The organism is Parasphingorhabdus cellanae (assembly GCF_017498565.1).
Lineage (GTDB): Bacteria > Pseudomonadota > Alphaproteobacteria > Sphingomonadales > Sphingomonadaceae > Parasphingorhabdus > Parasphingorhabdus cellanae.
In genome coordinates, this window is sequence record NZ_CP071794.1 from 3,592,936 (window position 1) to 3,615,598 (window position 22,663).

The window sequence follows — 22,663 nt, forward strand, 5'->3', positions numbered from 1 at the left end:
TTGCCAAGATTGAGCGAGACAGTCCGTCCTTGGAATCGAGTTATCCAAGATCCGCTTTTATCAGGATGTTTAAACCCGGATATGCTATGATGATGCTCTCAAAACGGGAATAGGACCATTCTTGTGCCAAAGCGTTACAGACCGGTTGGGCTTATAATTTGCTTCGCATTGACGATCATTCTCTCTGGCTGTGCCACCAATGATATTCGGGTGGAGCGCGCTGCAACCATGACGGATGCGGCCCGTGCAGCTACAAATGCAACGCGGATTTTGATGGCAGACGTTCAGTCTGAAAACCGGGAAGCGCTTATCGATTTGGTTGCCTCAGATCCTAATTGCCGCCTTCCCACGCCACTAATTGCTCAGGGCGCCACAACGGACAACGAAACAATCTGCCGGGAAGGCAACAAGCAAGACAATGACTTTAGACTGGCGCGACTGACTCGCCGAGATTTTGACCCATCACTGGCAGTCATTGATGGTTTGGTGGCCTATTTTGATGCAGTCGATGCGATTATCACTCGTGAACCCACCAATTTTGAGGATAAGCTGCTCGATGCACAGTCAACTTTGGATGCCATCGCAGCCAATTTGGGAACCTTATCGGATGAAAAAGATACAACGTTGCTTGTTCTAACAGATGACCAGAAAGCAGCGGTCGGAGATATGCTCTCATTACTCAACGAGATTATCGACGAGGTAGCGCGTGTTGATGACCTGCGCGAAGTTGAAATTCAGCTGGATCAGACGGCTTTTGCTAACGACCTTGATCGACTTAACCGCATCAACGACAGATGGTTGCTAATCATGAATGTGCAAATCGACAATCGGCTGACGCTTATCGAAAGCCGGCTTCCTCGTATTGCTGCAGAGCATTTTGACCAAAGACACCGTTACGCGGCGCAGCAAATGACATTGATCGAACGGCAAGAGGCGCTGCCCGATTTGAAAATCGCACTGTCAAAGACTGTCGGAATGTTGAGTAAGACTCACGGCGATTATCACAAACTTTTATTTGGTGACGAGCGGTTATTGACACTTGATGAAAAGCGAAAAGCAGCGGCTATTACGCGAGCGAGAATGCGGAGCGCTCTGAGCCATCTTGCAGCGATTGTTAGAGTGTTTTGAAAAGGCAAGGCCAATGGTTGAATTAGTCGGTCCATTACTCAGCATGCGGGATAGCTTACACAATCTGCTTGCCCGCGTTGGCAGTAATTATGCGCAATCTGACCGAGTGACTCGTACCATCTTCAAGGTCAATTCGTTACTTCAGAATTTTGCCGAAGGAACCCGCGCTGACATTGACAAATTGCGTGTCGCCACTGAAGATATTGCGCAACTAAATCCCATTGATACGGCGGCTTTTGACATATTATTCGATGCAATTGAAGAGGTTATGGCCGATTTATAACAACCGATGCTTGAACGCCCGATGCTGATGCAGCGCTCCTGGTAAAGGAGCACAAACTACCGGCCGCCAATCATACCTTTGGCTAATAGCTTGTCCTTTCTGTGTTATGACAAAATAGACAGAGGAGATGCCTGTGGAAATTGATGAAGTCATTTCATTCTTAGGTCGGCATGCGCCGTTTGATGCTCTGTCGGCGGATATTATTGGTTCGCTCGCGCGGAAAATCGAGATCCGTTATTTCCCAAGAGAGATGATGATTATTGATGCGGGCAAAGAAAATCACGCGCTCAGTATTGTGCGATCGGGCGCAGTCGAATTGCGGTTGGGCGGGACCGAGCTCAACCACCGGCTGGGCGAAGGGAGCGTCTTTGGCTATCCATCTCTGCTCCATCACGAACGCACGCGTAATCAGGTTATCGCGCACGAAGACAGTCTGATCTATCAGCTGCCCAAAATCGATTTTCTAGGGCTGCTGGACAGCCATGAAGCGCTTAAGAGCTTTTTTGCAAAAGACGAAGCCGAACGATTGCGCCTTGCTGTCGATGGTCTGCGCCGATCCGAAGACGGGCATGGCGAAGCGACGATGATTTCCGTCAAACTAGAAACCCTGCTGCGCCGACAGAACGTGATTACAGCCAACCCGGGTGACAATATTAGCAATGCGGCAAAACTGATGGCCCGCGCCGATGTGTCGACGCTGCCACTCACCGATCAGGGCAAGCTGGTGGGGATATTAACAGATAAGGACTTGCGCCGCCGAGTTCTGGGTCAGGATATGTCGCTGACAGAACCTGTGTCGCGCGTGATGACGCCGACCCCGATCACGATGACACTGGATGATGACTTGCTGTCTGCGATGCTGGTAATGTCGCAGCATAATATTCACCATCTGCCGATCCTAAATGCCGCCGATGAGATTGTCGGTGTCGTTAGCTCCAACGATTTGCTTAACCGCTTTGGTATGAACGCGTTGCGCGTGGTCGCAGAGGTCAAGGTTGCTGAAGACGCAGCCGCGGTCGCCAGAGCAGCCCGGCGGGTGGATGAGGTACTGGCGCATCTGACAGAATCGGGTGTTGATGCCGATCATGTGGCGCGCTTCATCTCCAATATTGGCGAGGCAACCCACCGCCAGTTGCTCAAGCTCGCGGAGGAGCAGTTGGGGCCGCCGCCAATTTCTTATGCGCTCGTTGTTTTTGGCTCGCTTGCCAGACAGGAACAGGCTGGCGGATCGGATCAGGACAACGGTTTCATTCTGGATGATAGCTATGATGAACAGGCGCATGGCGATTATTTTGAGAAGCTCGCGACTTTCCTGTGCGATGGTCTGAACAGCGCTGGCTATATCTATTGCCCAGGCGATATCATGGCGACCAATGACAAATGGCGGCAGCCTTTAAAGGTCTGGAAAGAGCGTTACCGTGCGTGGATTGATAAGCCTGATCCGGATAATATTCTCAACACCACTATTTTCTTCGACATGCGATGTGTGGCAGGGGAAGAGAGGTTGGTTGATGGCTTGCGTGAGCAGATTTTTGAGTGGAGCAGCGCCAGCACGATATTCCTGTCTTTCATCGCGAGGGCCGCAGCCTACACGAAAATTCCGCTTGGCTTTTTCCGTAATTTCCTGTTGCAGCATGATGAAAAAGAAGGCGACGTGCTGCACCTAAAGCATCAGGCGATAGCACCGGTTGTTGATATTGCCCGGGTCTATGCGCTGGCGCTGGGATTAAACGAAGTGAATAGCGAGGAACGCCTTAAAAAAGCCGCTGAACGAGGTAACCTGAGCGAAGATGCGGTTTCCGATATTGTCGATTGCTTTGAGTTTATCCGCACTGTGCGGATTCGCCATCAATCCGGACAGATAAGGCGCGGCGAGGCGCCGACCAACAATCTCTCGCCGGAGCTATTGTCCCGGTTTGAGCGAGAACATCTCAAGGACGCGTTTCGGGTTATCCGCGATCATATGGACATTATCAGTCGCAAATATGCTGGCAATATCCATTGAAACTCGGCTGGCAACATTGGTTCAAGGAAAAGCGCTTCGCCTTGCGATGGGAGCGCGCGAAAGAGGCAGCGCAATCGACACCGATGGCGGATTACTACAGCGCCTTGTTGCTAACCGACCAGTTGCTGGAGGACATCCCACTGATTGCCCTCGATTTTGAAAGCGACGGGTTGGAGGAAAACGCGCGACTGCTCGAAGCAGGATGGGTTACGGTTGACGATGGTGCCGTGAAATTAAGCAGGGCCCGGCGACTGCGTATTAGAGCAGAGGGCAAGCTTCAGGGATCAGCAGTGGTCATTCACCGTATCACAGATGACGCCGCCGCGCAGGGTCAGTCAGAACAGGATGTATTGCTGGCGCTGCTGGCTGAACTGAAAGGTACGGCGATTATCGCCCATGCTGCGATCATTGAACAATCCTTCCTAAATGCCGCTTGCCTGCGCAGCTTCGGCGTTCCTTTTGTTGGCCGCTTCATCTGCACCATGCAACTGGAAGAACGCTGGTTTCCAAAGGAACGGACGGCAGATGGTCTGCGCCTGGGCAAATTGCGCGCGCAATATGGCCTGCCATCCTACCGCGCCCATGATGGCTTGACCGATGCGATAGCCTGCGCGGAACTGTTTCTTGCCCAGTGCGCGCGTCGTCAAAGGGAAAGTCTGCAAATCGAAGACGTGCTTATGCGGGGCTGAATGGCTTGGCCGGACATATTAGACCAAAGTCTCTCTATCAAAATTCTCCATCTCCACTAGCTTTCTTGAGAATGGCCGGAAACCGGTCATGATGTGAAACAAGAAAGGGGAGGATGCCATGACTGACAATGATCCATCAGTGCCGGAGCCGAATGACGGCCAAACGGACACGGGCACGGAAACCAATGCAAATGAAAAGGCCTATTGGTCGGAGAACATCCGGCTGCTGTGGACGTTGATGGCGGTCTGGTTTGTGGTATCCTTTGGCGCAGGCATATTGTTCCGCGATTTCCTCGATCAGTTTTCGCTGGGCGGCTACCCGCTCGGCTTCTGGTTCGCCCAACAGGGCTCCATCTACGTCTTCGTTCTGCTCATTTTCTATTACACGTGGAAGATGAAGAAGATCGAACGCAAATATGATCTTGATGACTGAGGGAGGCTGACATGGATACGCAAACACTCATCTATATTTTCGTCGGTATTTCCTTCTCGCTCTATATCGGCATCGCGATATGGTCACGGGCCGGATCGACCAAGGAATTTTATGTCGCGGGCGGCGGGGTCAATCCGGTCGTCAACGGCATGGCAACGGCGGCCGACTGGATGTCGGCGGCAAGCTTTATCTCGATGGCGGGTATCATCGCCTTTTCCGGCTATGATGGCTCGGTCTATCTGATGGGCTGGACCGGCGGCTATGTGCTGCTAGCGCTATTGCTGGCGCCCTATTTGCGCAAATTCGGGCAGTTTACGGTGCCGGACTTTATCGGCACGCGTTACTATTCCAAAGCCGCACGTGTGGTGGCGGTGATTTGTCTGATTTTTATCAGCTTCACCTATATTGCCGGGCAGATGCGCGGAGTGGGCATTGTCTTTTCTCGCTTCCTCGACGTTCCGATCACCATGGGTGTGATTATCGGTATGGCAATTGTTTTCTTCTATGCCGTGCTCGGCGGGATGAAAGGCATTACCTATACGCAGGTCGCACAATATTGCGTGCTGATCTTCGCTTATATGGTACCCGCCTTCTTCATCAGCTTTCTGGTTACCGGCAACCCGATCCCGCAACTGGGTCTAGGGTCCACGGTCAATGATGGGTCGGGCTTATATGTGCTGCAGAAACTGGATCTGGTGCTGCAGGATATGGGCTTTGGCGCCTATACGGACGGGTCTAAATCGATGATCGATGTGTTCTGTATTACCGCAGCGCTGATGGTCGGTACGGCAGGATTGCCGCATGTGATCGTGCGCTTCTTCACCGTGCCCAAGGCTTCGGATGCCCGCAAGTCGGCAGGCTGGGCGTTGATCTTCATCGCCTTGCTTTACACCACGGCTCCTGCGGTTGGTGCATTTGCCCGGATCAACTTTATCGAAACGGTTGACCAGACAGAATATGCCAAGGCGCCGGCCTGGTTCAAAAACTGGGAAAATAATGACCTGATCGCTTTTTATGACAAGAATGACGATGGCGTTATGCAATTGAGCAGCGGGGATGCCTTCAAGGGTAGTCCTTCCTATGCCGACACCACCGGTACCGCTGGACAGCGGATGGTGACTAATCCTCCCAATGAGGAAAGCACTAACGAGGTCTATGTTGACCGCGACATAATGGTGCTCGCCAATCCGGAAATTGCCAATCTGCCCGGCTGGGTGATTGCGCTGGTTGCGGCTGGCGGTCTGGCAGCGGCGCTGTCCACGGCGGCGGGTCTGCTGCTGGTGATCTCGTCATCGATCAGCCATGACTTGCTGAAGAGTACCTTCCGTCCGCAAATTACCGAGAAAGGTGAATTGTTGGCGGCGCGTATCGCGGCGACTGCGGCGATTGTCGTGGCGGGCTATCTCGGTATTTATCCTCCGGGATGGGTTGCGCAGGTGGTCGCCTTTGCCTTCGGTCTGGCAGCGGCATCTTTGTTCCCCGCCATCTTCATGGGCATCTTCTCTAAGTCGATGAACAAGGAGGGCGCGATTGCCGGCATGGTGAGCGGATTGGTATTTACCTTCAGCTATATCGCTTACTTTAAGCTGGTCGCACCGGACGCCAATGTCGCGGCCAACTGGCTATTCGGCATCTCGCCGGAGGGCATTGGCGTTGTTGGCATGATCATCAACTTCGCCATAGCAATTGCCGTGTCGAAGATGACCGATTCACCGCCCGTGGAAGTCCGCAAGCTGATCGACTCGATCCGGGTACCACGCGGGGCCGGAGATGCGGCGACGCATTAATGATCCCCAGTGATCTTCTCCCTTGGCGAGACGAAAAGGGCGGCGCTTGGCGTCGCCCTTTTTATTTGCTTTAAGCGGCGCAGGAGAGAAATATGATCTTGTGGATCGCGCTGGCCGTTACGGTGCTCTATTCCGTCGGCCTGTTCTGGCTGGCGTTAAGGGGCGATAGCGGACGTATTTCGCCGGGGCCGCGTGCGCAATCCTGGATCTACGGACTGTCCCTGGCGGTCTATTGCACCAGCTGGACATTTTATGGAGCTGTAGGGACCGCGATATCCAGCGGCTGGTATTTTCTGCCCATCTATCTTGGCCCGATTTTGTTGTTCACGCTCGGCTATGGCATTGTCGCTCGGACGTTGCTGCTCGGTAAATCTCAGCACAGCACATCAATCGCGGACTTTCTCTCCACGCGCTACGGAAAAAGCGGCGCAGTGGCCGCGCTGGTGACGATCATCGCCACGGTAGGCCTTTTGCCCTATGTGGCGCTGCAATTAAAATCTGTCGGCCAGACTCTGTTCGCGTTGTCGCCGGATATCGGTGCAGCGGTGAAACCGGACGACGTCGTTCTGGGCGTCGCCGCTATCATGGCTTCATTCTCCATATTATTCGGCGCGCGGCAGATCGATCTCACGCAGCATAATCGCGGGATGGTTTTGACCATCGCAGCCGAAGCGATTGTAAAGATGCTGGCCTTGCTTGCGGTCGCTATCTTCGCGCTTCTTCTCTTCACCGGGAATGGTGCCATACAGAGCAATGTGACAAGCGGTTTCAATGATATTTTTCACACGGACCAGTTTGATAGCCGCTTCCTTGTGCTGACGCTGATTTCTGCTTGTGCAGCCCTGTGTTTGCCGCGCCAGTTTCACATGACCATCGTCGAGGCCCAGAAAGACAAGCCGGATCGGTTGATGCGCTATGTTTTTCCCGCCTATCTTGTCCTGATTGCCCTGGTGGTGTTCCCGATCACCCTGGCGGGGACGTCGCTACTGTCCGGCGATCAGACAAGCCCCGATATGTTGATGCTGGCACTGCCACTCAGCACCGGGGCAGACTGGCTCGCGATATTTGTGTTTATTGGCGGCTTTTCAGCTGCGACCGGCATGGTGATTGTGACAACCGTCGCGCTATCAGGCATGATTACCAATGACCTGATTGTTCCGCTTTTCTATCGCCGCAAGACCAATCATGCGGCGCTTGGCCAGTCTTTGCTGTGGATCCGCCGACTGACCATTATCGGGCTGCTGTTTTTCGCCTATCTCTATTATCGCACGATTAGCAGCGCTTCGACACTGGCCGGACTGGGTACTGTTTCTTTCGCCGCCGTTTCGCAGTTCGCGCCCGGATTGATTGGCGGGCTGTTTTGGAAACAGGGCAACCGGATCGGGATGATTGCCGGGCTGATACTGGGTTTTGCCGCGTGGCTTGCGTTGCTGATTATCCCGACTTATCTCGATGCCAGTCCGGTCATCCAGATTGCCGAAGACCAGCTGGTGTCAGCGGTCATTATCAGTCTGGCCCTCAACATCGCCGCTTACATCCTGTTTTCACTCAACAGCCAGACAAATATCATAGACAAAGCCCAGTCAGCGGCTTTCGTCACGATGGAATATCGGGCCGCAGATGGCAGCCGCCCGCCCGAAAAAATGCGCGTGGCGGATTATAGATTGCTGCTCCGTCAGTTTGTCGGCGATGAACGCAGCCGCACCGCCATGCAGCATCTGGGGCAGCAGACGGGCCGCACCTATTCCGATCTGGATCCAGCCGATAATGGCCTGATTGAAATGGTCGAGCGACAGCTGTCCGGCGTGCTTGGCGCTTCTTCCGCGAGAGCGATTATCGGGTCGACCATGGAAGGTGATCCGATACCGCTGGAACAGGTGGTTGCGATGTTTGATGAAACCTCTCAGCGCTTGCAGTTCAGCGGCGAATTGCTGCAGACAGCGATAGAGAATATTGATCAGGGTGTTGCGGTGGTGGACAATGACATGCGGCTAGTTGCCTGGAACAGCCGCTATGTCGACATGTTTGCATTGCCGGACGATCTGGTGACCATTGGCAGGCCGATTGCTGACCTGATCGGCTATAATGTGCGCCGCAACGGTGTTGATGAAGACCAGGTGACGGTGGAAGTCGCCAAGCGTCTCGATCACATGCGTGCGGGCCGCAAACATGGTCAGGAGCGCGAACAGGCCGACGGCCGGATATTGCGGATCCTGGGCAATCCAACATCAACAGGCGGTTATGTCACAAGCTACACCGATATCACCGCAGACAGGCGATCAGAACAGGCGCTGGAGGCCAAGGTCGAGGAGCGCACCAAACAGCTGACTGATGCCAATAGCGCGCTCGAAAAAGCAACCCGATCCAAAACGCGCTTTCTGGCCGCGGCCAGCCATGACCTTGTGCAGCCTTTAAACGCGGCCAGATTATTCACATCAGCGCTGGATGAAGAGATCGGCACACAGCAACCCAGAGCCAAGAAACTGGCGCATGATATTGATCGTTCTATCGAGATGGCGGACCGGTTGTTGCGCGCTTTGCTTGATATATCCAGGCTGGATGGCGGTGGTCTGCAGCCGAAAATATCAAGATTTCCGCTTGGGCCGCTGTTCGATGATCTGCGGTCGGAATTTAACCGGGCGGCAAAGGAAAAGGGCCTGAAACTGCATGTGGAAGCCACCGATCTTTGGGTGGAAACGGATCGCAATCTGCTGCTCAGTATTCTCCAGAATCTTGTGTCCAATGCTGTGCGCTATACTGAAAGCGGCTCTGTTTGTCTTGGGGTCATAGGAAATTCCGATAGGGTTGATATCCGTGTGACAGACACAGGTGTGGGCATTGCAAAGGCGCAGCATGAAAAGATTTTTGAAGAATTTCAGCAAGTCGGGTCCCATATCAAGAGAGAAGGTGCAGGCCTTGGGCTTTCCATCTCTCAGCGAATCGCCGCTTTGCTCAATACCGCTATCGCGGTAGAATCCGTACCGGGCAAAGGCAGTATATTTTCTCTATATATCAATAAAGTGGCAGCTCAAACCAGTCCCGGTAAGTCTGCCAATAGCCGTAAATCGAACGTCTCCGAGCTGACTGGCAAGACCGTGCTCTATGTTGATAATGATCAGGCCGCGCTCGATGCGCTGGCGGCGTTGCTCGAACGCTGGGGCTGTGAGATCAAAACCGCCTTGGGGCCAGAGGATGCTTGTGAGGCTTTTGCCGCCCCGCCTGATCTCGTGATTTTTGACTATCAACTGGACGATGGCTGGACCGGTGACCGGTTGTTCGAAATGCTGATTGATAAGTGGCAACAGCGCCCTGCCGGCATATTGGTGACAGCAGAAGATACCGACCGCACCAGGGAGGCGGCGGAGATATTGGCGGTGGAGCGTTTGATTAAACCAGCCTCACCGGCGGCGCTGAGAGCGCTTGTCAGCCAGTTGCTGCGAAAAGCCTGAACTCAAACTGATTTTACTTCTGGCAATTCCACGTCCAGCTGTTTGGCGACGAGCACAGCCTGTGTCCGGTTGACCACATCCAGCTTGCGGAAAATGGCGGTGATATGCGCTTTCACCGTCGCCTCGCTTATCTCCATCTGATAGGCGATTTGCTTGTTCAGCATGCCTTCGCTGACCAGATTCAAAATCCGCCTTTGCGCCGGTGTGAGGCTAGCCAGCTTCTCGAACAATATCGTATCGTCTTCATTCTGGATAACGTCCGCATCAAACCAGACATCGCCATCGCGGATATGGGCGAGGGCTTCACGCATCACATCCAGATCGACAGATTTGGGAATAAAGCCGGACGCCCCTAGGCTCTGGCATGCACGGACAACGCGGCTTTCTTCACTGGCCGACACCACGACCACCGGGAGCGCAGGAAAATCGTGTCGGAAATCCAATAGCGGGGTCAAGCCATCGCTATCTTCCATATGCAGATCGAGCAAGAGCAGGTCCGCTGGTTTGGTGCTTGCCGCCTCACGGGCCGCGGCCACGGTTTCCGCTTCCACCAGTTCAGCCTTCGGCCACAGTTTCAGCACCGCCTGACAGAGCGCGCCGCGAAACAAGGGATGGTCGTCAGCGATGATGATGCGGGCCATAATCTACCTATTCATTCTTCCTTGTACCAGTGTATCGACGACGTTTGGATCTGCAAGGGTAGAGGTATCGCCGAGTGTTGCGAAGTCATTTTCGGCTATTTTGCGCAGGATGCGGCGCATGATTTTGCCGGATCTGGTTTTGGGCAGTGCCGGGGTGAAGTGGAGATGGTCGGGGGTGGCGATGGGGCCGATCTCTGTGCGGACATGGTTTTTGAGTTCTGCGGTGAACGCATCATCTGCCTCTTCACCGGCATTGAGCGTGACATAGCAGTAGATGCCCTGACCCTTGATGTCATGCGGATAACCCACCACCGCGGCCTCTGCGACCTTGGGGTGGGAGACCAGCGCGCTTTCCACCTCGGCGGTGCCCATGCGGTGGCCAGAGACATTGATCACATCATCGACCCGGCCGGTAATCCAGTAATAGCCGTCACTGTCTCTTCGGCAGCCATCGCCGGTAAAATATTTGCCCTTGTAGGTGGAGAAATAGGTCTGGATGAAGCGCTCATGATCGCCGTAGACGCTGCGCGCCTGACCCGGCCAGCTTGCGGTAATGCACAGGTTGCCGTCGGTTGCGCCATCCAGCACAGCACCGTCATTGTCGACCAGCTGCGGCTGGATACCAAAAAACGGTTTGCCGGCGCTGCCCGGCTTCATCCCGTGGGCACCGGGCAAGGTGGTGATCATGATACCGCCGGTCTCTGTCTGCCACCAGGTATCGATGATCGGGGACTGGGCATCACCCACCACATCATAATACCAGCGCCAGGCCTCCGGGTTAATCGGCTCGCCGACCGTGCCGAGCAAGCGAAGGGAAGAGCGGTCATGCGCTTTGACCGGTTCATCGCCCTCCCGCATCAGCGCGCGGATCGCGGTGGGAGCGGTATAGAAGATGTTGACCTTGTGCTTGGCAACCACTTGCCAGAACCGGCCGTGGTCGGGATAGTTAGGTACGCCTTCGAACATGACTTCGGTCGCGCCGTTAATAAGAGGACCGTAAACAATATAGCTATGCCCGGTGACCCAGCCGATATCGGCGCTGCACCAGAAGACCTCGCCCGGCTTATAGTCAAAGACATAGTGGAAAGTGGTGGCCACCCATACCGCATAGCCGCCAGTGGTATGGAGCACGCCCTTGGGCTTGCCGGTCGAGCCTGACGTGTAGAGGATGAACAGAGGGTCTTCTGCGCCCATGGGCTCGCACGGGCAGTCTGATGGTACATCGGCGGCCACCTCGTGATACCAGTGATCGCGGCCCTCGGTCATCGCGATATCACTGTCTGTGTGGTTCACGACCAGCACCGCATCGACATCCGCCCCGTCTTTTGCGAGCGCGGCATCGACATTGGCCTTCAACGGCACGCCCTTGCCGCCGCGCAGACCGCCATCCGCGCACACCACAAACTTGCTCTCGCAATCTTCAATCCGTCCGGCCAGCGCTTCTGGAGAAAAGCCGCCAAACACCACCGAGTGGATCGCGCCAATGCGCGCGCACGCCAGCATCGCCACTGCGCCTTCCACAATCATCGGCATATAGATGGTGACCCGGTCGCCCTTGCCCGCGCCCAGCTTCTTCAGCGCGCCCGCCATACGGATCACTTCGGCCTGTAGCTCGCCATAGGTGAGCGTACGGCCCGCCGCGCCCGGATCATCCGGCTCAAAGATCAAAGCCGTCACATCCCCCCGGCCCGCCGCCACATGCCTATCAACCGCATTGTGACAAATATTAAGCACACCGTCCTCAAACCACTTAATCGCCACAGGATCATAAGACCAGTTGGCGATGGTACCCGGCACCTGCGTCCAATCCAAACGCTCCGCCTGCCGAGACCAAAAACCGTCCGGATCAGAAAGGCTGACAGCGTAAAGAGCGGCATAATCTGATGAAGAAGCGTGGGTATCTGCCCCTTGCTGTGGCGAGGCAATGGTCTCCGGGACTTCTGGCTCATCTGTTGTTTTTTCTAAACTGTCCGACATCATTGTCCTCGCACCTATTCGATTATCCGTGCTGTTATATTCGAACTAGCCATGCCTGTTGAATGCGACATTGGTCGTATAGACCATTGGCTAATTTTCTTATGAGCCGCCGCCTGACATTCTCTGCAAAAATAACAGAGAGGATGGTTCATGGCCTATGCTAGAAACAATTTGCTCAAAGGGATATTACTGTCTGCTACGATACTCGGAGCTTCTCCTGCATGGGCGCAAAATAGCGATGTCGATGCGCGGCTGGATCGACTGGAGGCGTTAGTAAACGGCTTGATCGAACGGTTGGATGCCAAAGAAGCCAATCAGGGAGCAACCGCATCCGGCGATGCCGAAGTCGCGCGCGAGGCCCAGCGGACGCTTCAGGCAAGCCGCAGGCTAGCCGAACGCACCGCCAGGGTGGAACAGAAAGTTGCCGAACAAGCGGCCGTCACCCAGAAAATCACTGAGCAAACCGACGCCGCCGACGGCTTCAATGTCGGCAAGACTCGGGTGACCTATGGCGGCTATGTGAAGCTGGACGTGATTACCGAACGGACCAGTGGCGGTCAGGTGCCATCAGGCAGCATAGCAAGAGATTTCCTGATCCCCGGGGCGATTCCGGTAGGCGGTGAAGCCTCAGGCTTTGATACTGATTTTAGCGCACGGCAGACCCGGTTTTTCCTGAAGACAGAGACTGATGTCGGAGATGATCACAAGATCGGATCGCATATTGAGCTAGATTTCATGGTGACCAGTGGCGGAGATGAACGGATATCCAACAGCTTCGCGCCACGTGTCCGGCAGGCCTATATAACCTTTGACAATTGGCTGTTCGGGCAGACCTGGTCAACTTTTCAGGACGTTGCCGCCTTGCCCGAAGCGATGGACTTCATTGGACCTACACCCGGCACTGTTTTCGACCGGCAACCGATGATCCGCTATACCAAAGGGGGCTTCCAGATCGCTCTCGAACAACCGGAAACCACGATCACAACGCCGGCAGGTGCCCGGATTGTTGCGGGTGATGACAGCCTGCCGGATATTGTCGTGCGCTACAATCACCAGGGCGATTTTGGCCATCTGACTGCGGCCGCGATTGGCCGCATACTTCGGGTTAATGAGGATGATTTCGGCCTCATTGATGACAGCAGTTTCGGATATGGCATCAGCCTGTCGGGCAAACTGAATGTCGGTGAGCGTGATGATTTCAAATTCATGGCGACAGCAGGCGAGGGGCTCGGGCGCTATATCGGGCTTAACATAGTCAATGACGCCGCGGTGCGCGCAGACGGCTCGCTAACGCCGATTGCAACCTATTCCGGCTTTGCCGCCTATCGCCACTTCTGGAGTGAGAAATGGCGCTCCACCATCTCCGGCTCTTATTTCAAAGCGGATAATCCGGTTTTACTGACCACTGGTCTGGTCACCGATCAAAGCTGGAACATATTTGGTAATCTGGTCTACTCACCGGTTGCACCACTCGATATCGGCATCGAATATATGTTCGCCAAACGCCAGATAGAAGATGGCACCTCGGGCAATTTGCAGAAAGTCCAGATGTCAGCCAAATATAAATTTTAGCGTTTTTGGCAGCACTTAAATCACCCTTTGTAATTTTTCCCGATGTAGCGCGTGAGCGGCGTGTCGCTTTTTAGTTCCGGCCCACGCGGGTTCAGTGTGTCATATACTACCGCATTTTCGAGCACGCGTTTGACATAGTTACGCGTTTCGGAAATCGGGATGTCCTCGATCCATTTGAGCCAGTCAATGCCGCCTTGCCGCGGATCACCATTGCGCCGTAGCCATTTGTTCACATTGCCAGGGCCAGCATTATAGGCTGCCACTGCCAGCGGTCGCGAGCCGCCATAATAGCGCAACATGCGTTGAAAATATCCGCTGCCGAGGCGGATATTATATTGTGGATCGCCGGTCAGGGATGACAGGTTGTAGCGCAATCCGGCCTTGCCCGATTGCTCGCGCGCTGTGCCGGGCATAAGCTGCATCAAGCCGCGCGCCCCCGCATGGCTGATCGCGCCCTCAGCGAACTGGCTTTCCTGTCGCGTTATTGCATGGATGCTCGTCCAGTTATTTTCATAACCATTTGGTACTTTCAACGTCGGAAATAATGTCGAGTCAGTGGCTGTCTGCTTTTGTCCTTGTGCGCTAATGCCGGATATTACGCCAAGGTCGCGCTGACCAATACGAGCGGATAAATCGCTGATCAGGGCATAGTCTTTGTCGGTTTGGGCATTATAGGATAGGGCCCGATAGAAACGGATTTGTTCTCTCCATGGGCCTGTCCGTGCGGAGGCTTTGACCGCTATAACCATAGGATCTTGATCATAGGCTCGCCGATCCTGATCGGTGATTTCCACTGCCGGTCTGCGGTTAAAGGCAGGCAGAGCGCGGCCAAGCCGCTCATGCGCCAACTGTCCATAGAAATAAGCGGGGAAGGCCGCTGCTTTCTCAAAATAGGAGGTTGCTTCGGCATTTTGCCCCGCTTCGGCAGCAGCACGGCCTGCCCAATAATAGCCTTTCGAGCGAATATTAGGGCTGTTATAAGAACGTGCATAGCGATCAAACATTGCTACCGCTTTGGCTGGATTGCGTTGACCCCACAGCGCTGCATTACCAGCGAGCCATGTCAGATCGGAATATTTATCCCGAATACGGCTACTTTCGCCGGCAATGTCGGTCGGTCCGGCATAGGCATCATCGACTTTTGATGCGATATTATATGCGACAGTCCATTGGCGGTCGTTAAAGGCGGCCTTGGCATTGATTAGATTGGCTTCATACCAAGTGGCGATTTGAGAATCGCTGGTTGGCCGCTGGCGCAACACTGGTCGGTTCGCCATTAACTGACGGGCGTTATAGCTCTGTCCTTTGTTGCGCAGATAGCGGGCGCGGTCGGCGATATAGCCAGCATCATATTGCGCCAGACTATTTACTGCACTGGCTTTTGCGTTGGCATCCGGTGCTTCAGTCAACTGAGCGAGTCGCGCTTCAAATACGGCCCGACGCCCAGACGAGGTAAAGCCAAGCTGTCTCGCAGCATCACGGGTTGCCCGGGCCCACAGCAGCGCATCCATTCGCGCATCGTGATCGTCAACCGTCAATGCGGAGCTAAACTTGCTAAGCAAGGCGGCTTCATCCTCGCTCGTCAATGTACCGCCACGCCACGCTTGCTTGGCCATGGCATTTGCATTCAGGGTCTCGCCTCTGGATTGCAAAGCCACCGCATATTTTGCTGAGCCAGCGTTCGTGAGGGGTGGAAACTTGTCAAAAAAGGCAATGACACGATTGGCGGAAAAGCTGTTGATGTTAATCGCTTGTTCCGCATTGCGGCGCATCCGCGTGTCTTCAGGCCAGCCAGGATAAGTGACGAGAAACCCGGCATAGTCGTCGAATGAATAATTGTCAGATTGGGTTAGGACGCGCCAGCGTTGCAAGCCGAGCACCGCATTTCCGCGGGTCGGATCGGAGAGTGTCGCCCCACCACTTTGTTCGGCGGCCATACAGGTCACCGGGGTTAAAAGCAGGCTTGCGAGAATAATTCTTGATACCATACTGGACATTTTGGGGGTAGGCTCCTTATCAGGCGCTGAACGGCGAACTATATCATTGTTAATCTTAGGCAAGCTTTGGCAAGTTCCTTGCCAAATATAAAGGAGTATTTGCATGTTTTCCGGCTCAATTCCGGCCCTGGTGACTCCCTTTCGCGACGGATCGTTCGCAGAAAGTGAATTTCGGGCCCTGGTAGACTGGCAAATTGAACAAGGCAGCAGCGGTTTGGTGCCTTGCGGGACAACTGGCGAATCCTCCACCTTGTCCAATGCCGAGCATCACCGCGTGATCGAAGTCTGTGTCGAACAGGCGGCTGGGCGCGTGCCTATTATTGCGGGCTGTGGCTCCAATGATACAACCAACGCCCTGCTTCATTTGAATTTTTCTAAAAAATGCGGCGCAACGGCTGGGCTGGTTGTGGCTCCTTATTATAACCGTCCCAATCAAGAGGGCATTTTTGCCCATTTTGAGACGCTGACCAAGAAGAATGATTTGCCCCTCGTACTCTATAATGTGCCAGCACGAACAGTGACTGACATATTGCCAGAAACGGTTGCGGCTCTATCTAAACTGGCAAGCGTCATCGCGATCAAGGACGCCAGCGGCGAAATTGACCGGGTCACCGATCACCGGCTTGCTTGCGATGATAATTTCTGTCTGTTGTCTGGTGTGGATGAACTCTCGCTTGCTTTTAATGCCTCTGGTGGCGCGGGATGTATCTCCGTGACCGCCAATGTCGCGCCGAAACTATGCGCTGAATTTCAAGCGGCCTGTGCAGCTGGCGACTATGAAAAGGCCCGGGAGTTGAACGATAAGCTCTATCCGCTCCACAAGGCGATGTTTTCCGATGCGTCTCCGGGACCGGTAAAATATGCACTGTCGCGGGTCGTTGAAGGTTTTCCGACCGACTTACGCCTGCCGATGACGCCGCCTTCGGATGAAGCGCGCAAGGCCGTCGATGTAGCGCTAGAAGGAGCTGGCTTGATCTAATGGCCAAACCCCGTCCTCTTGAATATGACAAACAAAAGGTCGTCGCGGAAAACCGGCGCGCACGCTATGACTATCATCTGGATGAGAAGTTTGAAGCGGGGATCATGCTGACCGGAACTGAAGTGAAATCGCTACGGTTCGGATCCGGGACGATTGCTGAGAGCTATGCCGAAGTCAAAGATGATGAAGTCTGGCTGATCAATGCCAATATCCCCGAGTGGAGCCATGGCAATCGCCATAACCACGAACCCAAGCGGCCGCGTAAATTGCTGCTCAACCGGCGTCAAATTAACAAATTCTATGGCGCGGTGATGCGCAAGGGTATGACCATCGTACCGCTATCAATCTATTTTAATAGCAAGGGTAGGGCCAAGATCGAACTTGCTTTGGCCAAGGGTAAGAAAGCTCCCGACAAGCGCGCGACCGAAAAAGATCGTGACTGGAAACGCCAGCAAGGGCGGTTGATGCGCGAACATGGCTGATCCAAATTCCTCGGGCCCCAATTCACAGGGTAAGGACTGGGGTGCGCGGACGATTATGCGCATCTTCCGTTGGCTCGAAGATAAAATGCCGACCCGGAAGGGGATGGCTGAAAACCGCTATCTCAAACCAATAGCGCACCGTTTTTTGCGTTCGGACCTGTGGCGCTTTACACGCCGGTCGGTGCCGCGCGGCGTAGCGCTTGGCATGATGGCAGCATTCCTGATCCCGGTAGGGCAGATATTCGGTGCCGTGTTTTTGGCGCTTCCGATTCGCGCGAACGTTCCGATCGCAGCCCTGACCACATTCATCACCAATCCCTTCACCTATCCATTCTGGATTGCGATAGCCAATCAGATCGGGAAATTTGCGCTGCGCATCGACGCGATGACCTATGGGCAGCCGATCAACAACCAGATCCGCGGCGAATTTGGTATCTGGCTGAGCTGGTTTGTCCGTGAGGCCGGCGTAACCGCTTTTGGTTTTCTGTTATTGGGTATCGTTTTTTCATCATTGGGCTATCTCATCAGTTCTTTTGGTTGGCGTTGGTGGACCGCCAGAAAATGGCAAAAGCGGATTAGGAAATTGGATTTAGATAGCGAAACTGATGGCAAGTGAAGCAAGAGACAATATTGGCTTGTTAAACCAAAGCACGCAACAAACGACCAATGACACTCGCTTGCGGGTTTTGTTGCTGGTGGTTGCAATCGCCGGGTCGTTGGGATTGCTCTATTGGCAGGTGCAAAATACCGCGCTGCTCTTTGCTTTCCTGGCGCTGGCGGTCACGACCGCTGCGGTCGTCTATTTTCTGCGGCCCCAAGATAGCGCCGCCAATGAAGAGTCTTCTGCTTTAGCCGATTGGGCAGTGACCAGATTAGTGGCCGATCAGTCTGAACTGGGATTGGCGATTACCGATCGAGCCGGGCGGCTGGTTTGTGCGAACGAGCTGTTCACCAAATGGTTCAATGGCCCAGCCGTACCGCCGGAATTGCCACTTCAGGATGGTGGCAATGATCTCCTCGCCACGGCAGGGCGCAACGCATGGCGCGATGGCCGCGGTTATGCCGAGGGTTTGAAGCGCGGCGTAGCGGAATATAATGCAAAAGTTATGCGCGCAGGGCAGGGTGATGAATATTTGCTGTGGCAATTCAAACCACAACGACGCAGTGACATATTGGAAGATACGATCCGCATGGTTGGTGGAGCCACCGGCCGGGCGCTGTCCGAAGCTGGCGTATTGACGGCTGTCATTGGCGGTGAGGGACGGATCAGGGGATCCAATCAAGGTTTCGCGCTGCGAGCGACTGGCCGGGAAGAAGCCAATATATCAGGCCGCAACTTCATCAACTTCATGCGTTCCGATGACAAGGGTACAATCTTTTTTGAACGGGATGGCCGACACGGCACACCGGTACGTCTGTTTCATATTCCATTAGACCGCAATCAGGAAAAGGGCCCTGCGCTGATCCTGTTGATCGACGATGATGGCGGCATGGTTGAGCGCGGCAAGGCGCTCGAACAGATTGAATCGATGCTGTCGCTGTTGCCGCTTGGTCTCGCATTGACGGATCGTGATGGCCGTTTCCTATTCTTCAACAATGCTTTTGGCAAAGTTGCCGGGTTGCGGGAAGGGGAGAAACCGCTTTATCCCGGCGATCTGATGATCCGCGACGATAAGTCGGCGGTGGCGGATGCCGTGCGGCGCTATGCCAGCGGACCTTCGATGTCCGGCGATCTCGCGGTGCGGCTGCGTTCAGGCGGGGAAGACCCTGTTGCCTTGGGTATAGCAGGGATCCGAGGGCTGGGCGATGCGGCGGTGTTGCTGTCGATCAAGGATAACAGCGAAGAGACCAAGTTGAAGAGCCAGGTCGCACAGGCGACCAAGATGCAAGCGGTCGGGCAATTAGCCGGCGGTGTTGCGCATGATTTCAATAACATATTGACCGCTATTATCGGCCATTGTGACCTGATGCTGTTACGACATGCCCCAGGCGACAGCGACTATGATGATATTCAACAGGTCAAGAATAACAGCAATCGGGCGGCTGGTTTGACGCGACAATTGCTGGCTTTCTCACGCCAACAAACTCTGCGACCGCAGATTTTGCAGCTGCCCGATGTGGTAGCGGATGTCTCCAATCTCCTTAAACGACTGCTCGATGACAGCATCGAACTGGAGGTGAAGCATGGTCGCAATCTGGGGTTGGTACGCGCTGATCCAGGACAGTTGGAGCAGGTTATCATTAATCTCGGCGTGAACGCGCGCGATGCGATCCAAGCCAGCGGCGCCAATGGCGGCAAAATATCCATTACCACGCAAATGGTCGCCGCCTCCGATGTGCGGGCGCTAAAGCGAGATATCTTGCCAGTGGGTGATTATACCGCTTTGTTTGTCACTGATACTGGTAAAGGCATTCCGCCAGAGTTGATCGGCAAGATTTTCGAACCGTTTTTCACTACCAAGGAGGTCGGCAAGGGAACGGGTCTGGGGCTGTCTACAGTATATGGCATTGTCAAACAGTCGGGCGGATATATTTTTGCCGATTCTAAACCGGGCGAAGGCGCGACCTTCTCTATCTATTTCCCGATCCACCAGATGTCGGAGCAGGAAACGGCCCAGACTATGGAGCCGCTTAAAGCGGTCGCCAAGAAAGAGCTATGGGGTAGTGGCCATATTTTGCTCGTCGAGGATGAGGACATGGTGCGCGCTGTCGCCGAACGCGCATTGACGCGCCAAGGCTATACGGTTGTCACCGCCAGCGATGGTGAAGAGGGGCTACAACATATTGATGCGTTAGGTGAGGGCGAAGAGATTTTCGATATGATCCTGTCAGATGTCGTCATGCCGAATATGGATGGTCCTGCGATGGCCAAAGAGGTCCGTCAAAAATATCCCGATATGCCGATTCTGTTCATGTCCGGCTATGCGGAAGAACAATTGCGCAAATCGATCGATCTCGATAATGTTGCGTTCCTGCCTAAGCCATTTTCTGTCGCACAAATTGCAGAAGCCGTCGGAGAAATTTTGGCCGAACATGCCAAATAGCCTATAGAATAACCTGCAAAATACTGTAATATAAAGACATTATAGATTTTCAGAAAAATTCTGTTCCACTCTTGTTCTGGTAGAACAAATGCGGTACATCATATCCATCATTGATTGATAACGTACAAGCATTTAGCGAAGGGGACAGGCAAATGGCCGGCAATTTAAAAGTCGTAGAATCGGATAATCAATTGAACTCATCAGACAGACAAAAGGCGCTCGACGCCGCATTGGCACAGATTGATCGCGCCTTTGGTAAAGGCTCAGCGATGAAGCTGGGCTCTCGCAAAGCGATGGAGGTCGAATCGGTCTCTACCGGTTCCTTGGGACTGGATATCGCGCTTGGCATCGGGGGATTGCCAAAAGGTCGCGTGATTGAAATTTACGGTCCTGAAAGTTCAGGTAAAACCACCTTGGCGCTGCATGTCATCGCCGAAGCGCAGAAAGCAGGCGGTACGGCAGCTTTTGTTGATGCTGAACATGCCCTTGATCCTGTGTATGCCAATGCATTGGGCGTGGATATTGACGAGTTGATCATATCTCAGCCTGATACCGGAGAGCAGGCGCTTGAAATTACCGATACATTGGTGCGCTCTAACGCGATCGATGTTCTGGTGGTCGATTCAGTCGCCGCCCTTGTTCCGCGGGCTGAAATCGAGGGCGAAATGGGCGATACCCATGTGGGCCTGCAGGCGCGTTTGATGAGCCAGGCACTGCGCAAGCTGACCGGTTCGATCAGTCGTTCAAAATGTATGGTGATTTTCATCAACCAGGTGCGGATGAAAATTGGCGTGATGTACGGCAATCCTGAAACCACATCGGGCGGCAACGCACTGAAATTCTATGCATCGGTTCGTCTTGACATTCGCCGCACCGGTCAGATTAAGGAACGCGACGATATTGTGGGTAACTCCACTCGTGTGAAAGTGGTGAAGAACAAAGTCGCACCGCCATTTAAGCAGGTCGAATTTGACATCATGTATGGGCAGGGCATTTCCAAAGTCGGAGAGATTATCGACCTTGGCGTCAAAGCTGGCGTGGTCGAGAAATCTGGCGCGTGGTTCTCTTATGACTCGGTGCGCATTGGTCAGGGGCGCGAAAATTCGAAACGCTTCCTGCTCGAAAACCCTGAAATGATGGCGAAGCTGGAAAATCAGATTCGCGGCAATGAAGAAGAAATTGCCGAGGAAATGATGACCGGCCCAGTTGGCGCTGACGGCGATACCGACGTTAGTGAAGAAACCAAATAGAAAGCTACAGAAGCGGATTTGCCCTTCTGCAGCTTCCTTCTTCTAAATTTCAAGTTTGCCGGTTCGTTTCCCCCGAGGCGAACCTCGGCATCCGGGCCGTCCTTCTGTCCCCCGATAGTTAGGACGGCCCCTTTTCATTTGCCATCCCGCAATTTCCTGTCAAAAGTTGGAAAAGCCTCACCGGTTTTTCATCTTACAACGGCTTTCGCGCGGAATTTTCGTGAACTTCGGACGTACTAAGCACTGAACCGGTGAAGTAAGCGATCTTTTGAAAAGGGGCATTATGACCATCATCGTTCATCATCTGGAAAATAGCCGGTCGCAGCGTATTCTCTGGCTGCTAGAAGAACTGGCGCTACCCTATGAAATCAAACGCTACGAGCGTCATCCCAAGACGCAGCGCGCGCCCGACAGTTTGAAGGCTATTCATCCGCTCGGTAAATCACCGATGATAGAAGATGATGGTCAGGTGATCATCGAAACAGCAGCGATTGTCGAATATCTGGTTACCAAGGCTGGTGGGACATTGGGCGCACCAGAAGACAAAACTGGCGCTAAGCTTTATACCCAATATTTGCACTTTGCCGAAGGATCGATGATGCCGCCGCTATTCGGTGCGCTCGTTATCAACCGCCTTGGCTTTCTGGGCTGGCCAGCAAAGAAGCCGATATTGGGCATGGTAGAGGATTTACTCACTTGGCTTGAAACCGAACTCTCGTCCCGGCCCTATTTCGCTGGTAGCGAGCTCACTGCGGCCGATGTGTTGATGAGTTTTCCTTTGGAAGCCAGTCAATCACGAGCAGGACTGGATGACCGTTTTCCCAATTTACAAGCCTGGCTCAAGCGGATTCATGATCGGCCACAATATCAAACAGCTTTGGAAAAAGGTGGGCCCTATGCCTATGCCTGATCGCGCGGCAAATTTAGCTAATGCTTCCACTGACGGG

At 54.0% G+C, this 22,663-nt stretch carries 17 protein-coding genes; 14 read left to right on the forward strand and 3 right to left on the reverse strand.

Annotated features, from left to right (window positions below; all coding sequences use genetic code 11):
* The first annotated feature begins 123 nt into the window (after positions 1–123).
* The 7 genes from J4G78_RS17230 to J4G78_RS17260 all read left to right on the forward strand — a co-directional run bounded on the left by J4G78_RS17230 (position 124) and on the right by J4G78_RS17260 (position 9,774).
* Entirely contained in the window at positions 124–1,128 is a 1,005-nt protein-coding gene (locus J4G78_RS17230) for a hypothetical protein (RefSeq protein WP_207987724.1), read from the forward strand.
* 13 nt (positions 1,129–1,141) lie between these two features.
* Positions 1,142–1,411, forward strand: coding sequence for a hypothetical protein (locus J4G78_RS17235; protein WP_207987725.1), 270 nt, complete (start codon positions 1,142–1,144; stop codon positions 1,409–1,411).
* A gap of 133 nt (positions 1,412–1,544) precedes the next feature.
* Positions 1,545–3,416: a DUF294 nucleotidyltransferase-like domain-containing protein gene (locus tag J4G78_RS17240; protein WP_207987726.1), complete on the forward strand. Its 1,872-nt coding sequence runs from the start codon at positions 1,545–1,547 to the stop codon at positions 3,414–3,416.
* Positions 3,413–4,105: an exonuclease domain-containing protein gene (locus J4G78_RS17245; RefSeq protein WP_207987727.1), complete on the forward strand. Its 693-nt coding sequence runs from the start codon at positions 3,413–3,415 to the stop codon at positions 4,103–4,105. The genes J4G78_RS17240 and J4G78_RS17245 overlap by 4 nt, the downstream gene beginning before the upstream one ends.
* Positions 4,106–4,223: 118 nt before the next feature.
* Entirely contained in the window at positions 4,224–4,538 is a 315-nt protein-coding gene (locus tag J4G78_RS17250) for a DUF4212 domain-containing protein (RefSeq protein ID WP_207987728.1), read from the forward strand.
* An 11-nt stretch (positions 4,539–4,549) separates the two neighbouring features.
* A complete protein-coding gene (locus J4G78_RS17255) occupies positions 4,550–6,325 on the forward strand; it encodes a sodium:solute symporter family protein (RefSeq protein WP_207987729.1) in 1,776 nt (591 codons plus the stop codon).
* Between the two features lie 92 nt (positions 6,326–6,417).
* On the forward strand, positions 6,418–9,774 hold the full coding sequence (locus J4G78_RS17260) for a hybrid sensor histidine kinase/response regulator (protein WP_207987730.1): 3,357 nt from the start codon (positions 6,418–6,420) through the stop codon (positions 9,772–9,774).
* Positions 9,775–9,776: 2 nt separating this feature from the next.
* Here J4G78_RS17260 and J4G78_RS17265 read toward each other — a convergent pair whose 3' ends face one another.
* Both J4G78_RS17265 and acs read right to left on the reverse strand, forming a co-directional pair.
* On the reverse strand, positions 9,777–10,415 hold the full coding sequence (locus tag J4G78_RS17265) for a response regulator transcription factor (RefSeq protein ID WP_243457145.1): 639 nt from the start codon (positions 10,413–10,415) through the stop codon (positions 9,777–9,779).
* 3 nt (positions 10,416–10,418) lie between these two features.
* Entirely contained in the window at positions 10,419–12,392 is a 1,974-nt protein-coding gene (gene acs, locus J4G78_RS17270; protein WP_207987731.1) for an acetate--CoA ligase, read from the reverse strand.
* A gap of 150 nt (positions 12,393–12,542) precedes the next feature.
* Between acs and J4G78_RS17275 the strand changes: the two genes are divergently transcribed.
* Entirely contained in the window at positions 12,543–13,964 is a 1,422-nt protein-coding gene (locus tag J4G78_RS17275) for a DcaP family trimeric outer membrane transporter (protein WP_207987732.1), read from the forward strand.
* A gap of 20 nt (positions 13,965–13,984) precedes the next feature.
* Here the strand turns inward: J4G78_RS17275 and J4G78_RS17280 are convergent, their stop codons facing one another.
* Positions 13,985–15,961, reverse strand: coding sequence for a lytic transglycosylase domain-containing protein (locus tag J4G78_RS17280; protein ID WP_207987733.1), 1,977 nt, complete (start codon positions 15,959–15,961; stop codon positions 13,985–13,987).
* 103 nt (positions 15,962–16,064) lie between these two features.
* On the opposite strand from J4G78_RS17280, the gene dapA reads away from it, so the two are divergent.
* From dapA to J4G78_RS17310, 6 genes are all read left to right on the forward strand, one after another.
* A complete protein-coding gene (gene dapA / locus J4G78_RS17285) occupies positions 16,065–16,940 on the forward strand; it encodes a 4-hydroxy-tetrahydrodipicolinate synthase (RefSeq protein ID WP_207987734.1) in 876 nt (291 codons plus the stop codon).
* Positions 16,940–17,422 carry an SsrA-binding protein SmpB gene (gene smpB / locus J4G78_RS17290; RefSeq protein WP_207987735.1) on the forward strand — a complete coding sequence of 161 codons (483 nt, stop codon included), beginning with the start codon at positions 16,940–16,942 and terminating at the stop codon, positions 17,420–17,422. The genes dapA and smpB overlap by 1 nt, the downstream gene beginning before the upstream one ends.
* On the forward strand, positions 17,415–18,038 hold the full coding sequence (locus tag J4G78_RS17295) for a DUF2062 domain-containing protein (RefSeq protein WP_310737230.1): 624 nt from the start codon (positions 17,415–17,417) through the stop codon (positions 18,036–18,038). The genes smpB and J4G78_RS17295 overlap by 8 nt, the downstream gene beginning before the upstream one ends.
* Positions 18,028–20,466, forward strand: a complete 2,439-nt coding sequence (locus tag J4G78_RS17300; protein WP_207987736.1) for a response regulator — start codon at positions 18,028–18,030, stop codon at positions 20,464–20,466. Before J4G78_RS17295 ends, J4G78_RS17300 begins: the two co-directional genes overlap by 11 nt.
* Positions 20,467–20,618: 152 nt before the next feature.
* Positions 20,619–21,716 (forward strand): recombinase RecA, encoded by a 1,098-nt coding sequence (gene recA, locus J4G78_RS17305; RefSeq protein ID WP_207987737.1) that lies wholly within the window; start codon positions 20,619–20,621, stop codon positions 21,714–21,716.
* 283 nt (positions 21,717–21,999) lie between these two features.
* Complete coding sequence (locus J4G78_RS17310; protein WP_207987738.1) at positions 22,000–22,626, forward strand: glutathione S-transferase family protein; 627 nt, start codon at positions 22,000–22,002, stop codon at positions 22,624–22,626.
* Positions 22,627–22,663 lie beyond the last annotated feature (37 nt).

Bases quoted from the DNA above. Each gene is read 5' to 3' on its own strand.
- smpB (WP_207987735.1), top strand. From the start codon at position 16,940: ATGGCCAAACCCCGTCCTCTTGAATATGACAAACAAAAGGTCGTCGCG.
- acs (WP_207987731.1), bottom strand. From the start codon at position 12,392: ATGTCGGACAGTTTAGAAAAAACAACAGATGAGCCAGAAGTCCCGGAG.
- dapA (WP_207987734.1), top strand. From the start codon at position 16,065: ATGTTTTCCGGCTCAATTCCGGCCCTGGTGACTCCCTTTCGCGACGGA.
- J4G78_RS17295 (WP_310737230.1), top strand. From the start codon at position 17,415: ATGGCTGATCCAAATTCCTCGGGCCCCAATTCACAGGGTAAGGACTGG.
- J4G78_RS17260 (WP_207987730.1), top strand. From the start codon at position 6,418: ATGATCTTGTGGATCGCGCTGGCCGTTACGGTGCTCTATTCCGTCGGC.
- J4G78_RS17280 (WP_207987733.1), bottom strand. From the start codon at position 15,961: ATGTCCAGTATGGTATCAAGAATTATTCTCGCAAGCCTGCTTTTAACC.
- J4G78_RS17275 (WP_207987732.1), top strand. From the start codon at position 12,543: ATGGCCTATGCTAGAAACAATTTGCTCAAAGGGATATTACTGTCTGCT.
- J4G78_RS17310 (WP_207987738.1), top strand. From the start codon at position 22,000: ATGACCATCATCGTTCATCATCTGGAAAATAGCCGGTCGCAGCGTATT.
- J4G78_RS17255 (WP_207987729.1), top strand. From the start codon at position 4,550: ATGGATACGCAAACACTCATCTATATTTTCGTCGGTATTTCCTTCTCG.
- recA (WP_207987737.1), top strand. From the start codon at position 20,619: ATGGCCGGCAATTTAAAAGTCGTAGAATCGGATAATCAATTGAACTCA.
- J4G78_RS17265 (WP_243457145.1), bottom strand. From the start codon at position 10,415: ATGGCCCGCATCATCATCGCTGACGACCATCCCTTGTTTCGCGGCGCG.
- J4G78_RS17235 (WP_207987725.1), top strand. From the start codon at position 1,142: ATGGTTGAATTAGTCGGTCCATTACTCAGCATGCGGGATAGCTTACAC.
- J4G78_RS17250 (WP_207987728.1), top strand. From the start codon at position 4,224: ATGACTGACAATGATCCATCAGTGCCGGAGCCGAATGACGGCCAAACG.
- J4G78_RS17300 (WP_207987736.1), top strand. From the start codon at position 18,028: ATGGCAAGTGAAGCAAGAGACAATATTGGCTTGTTAAACCAAAGCACG.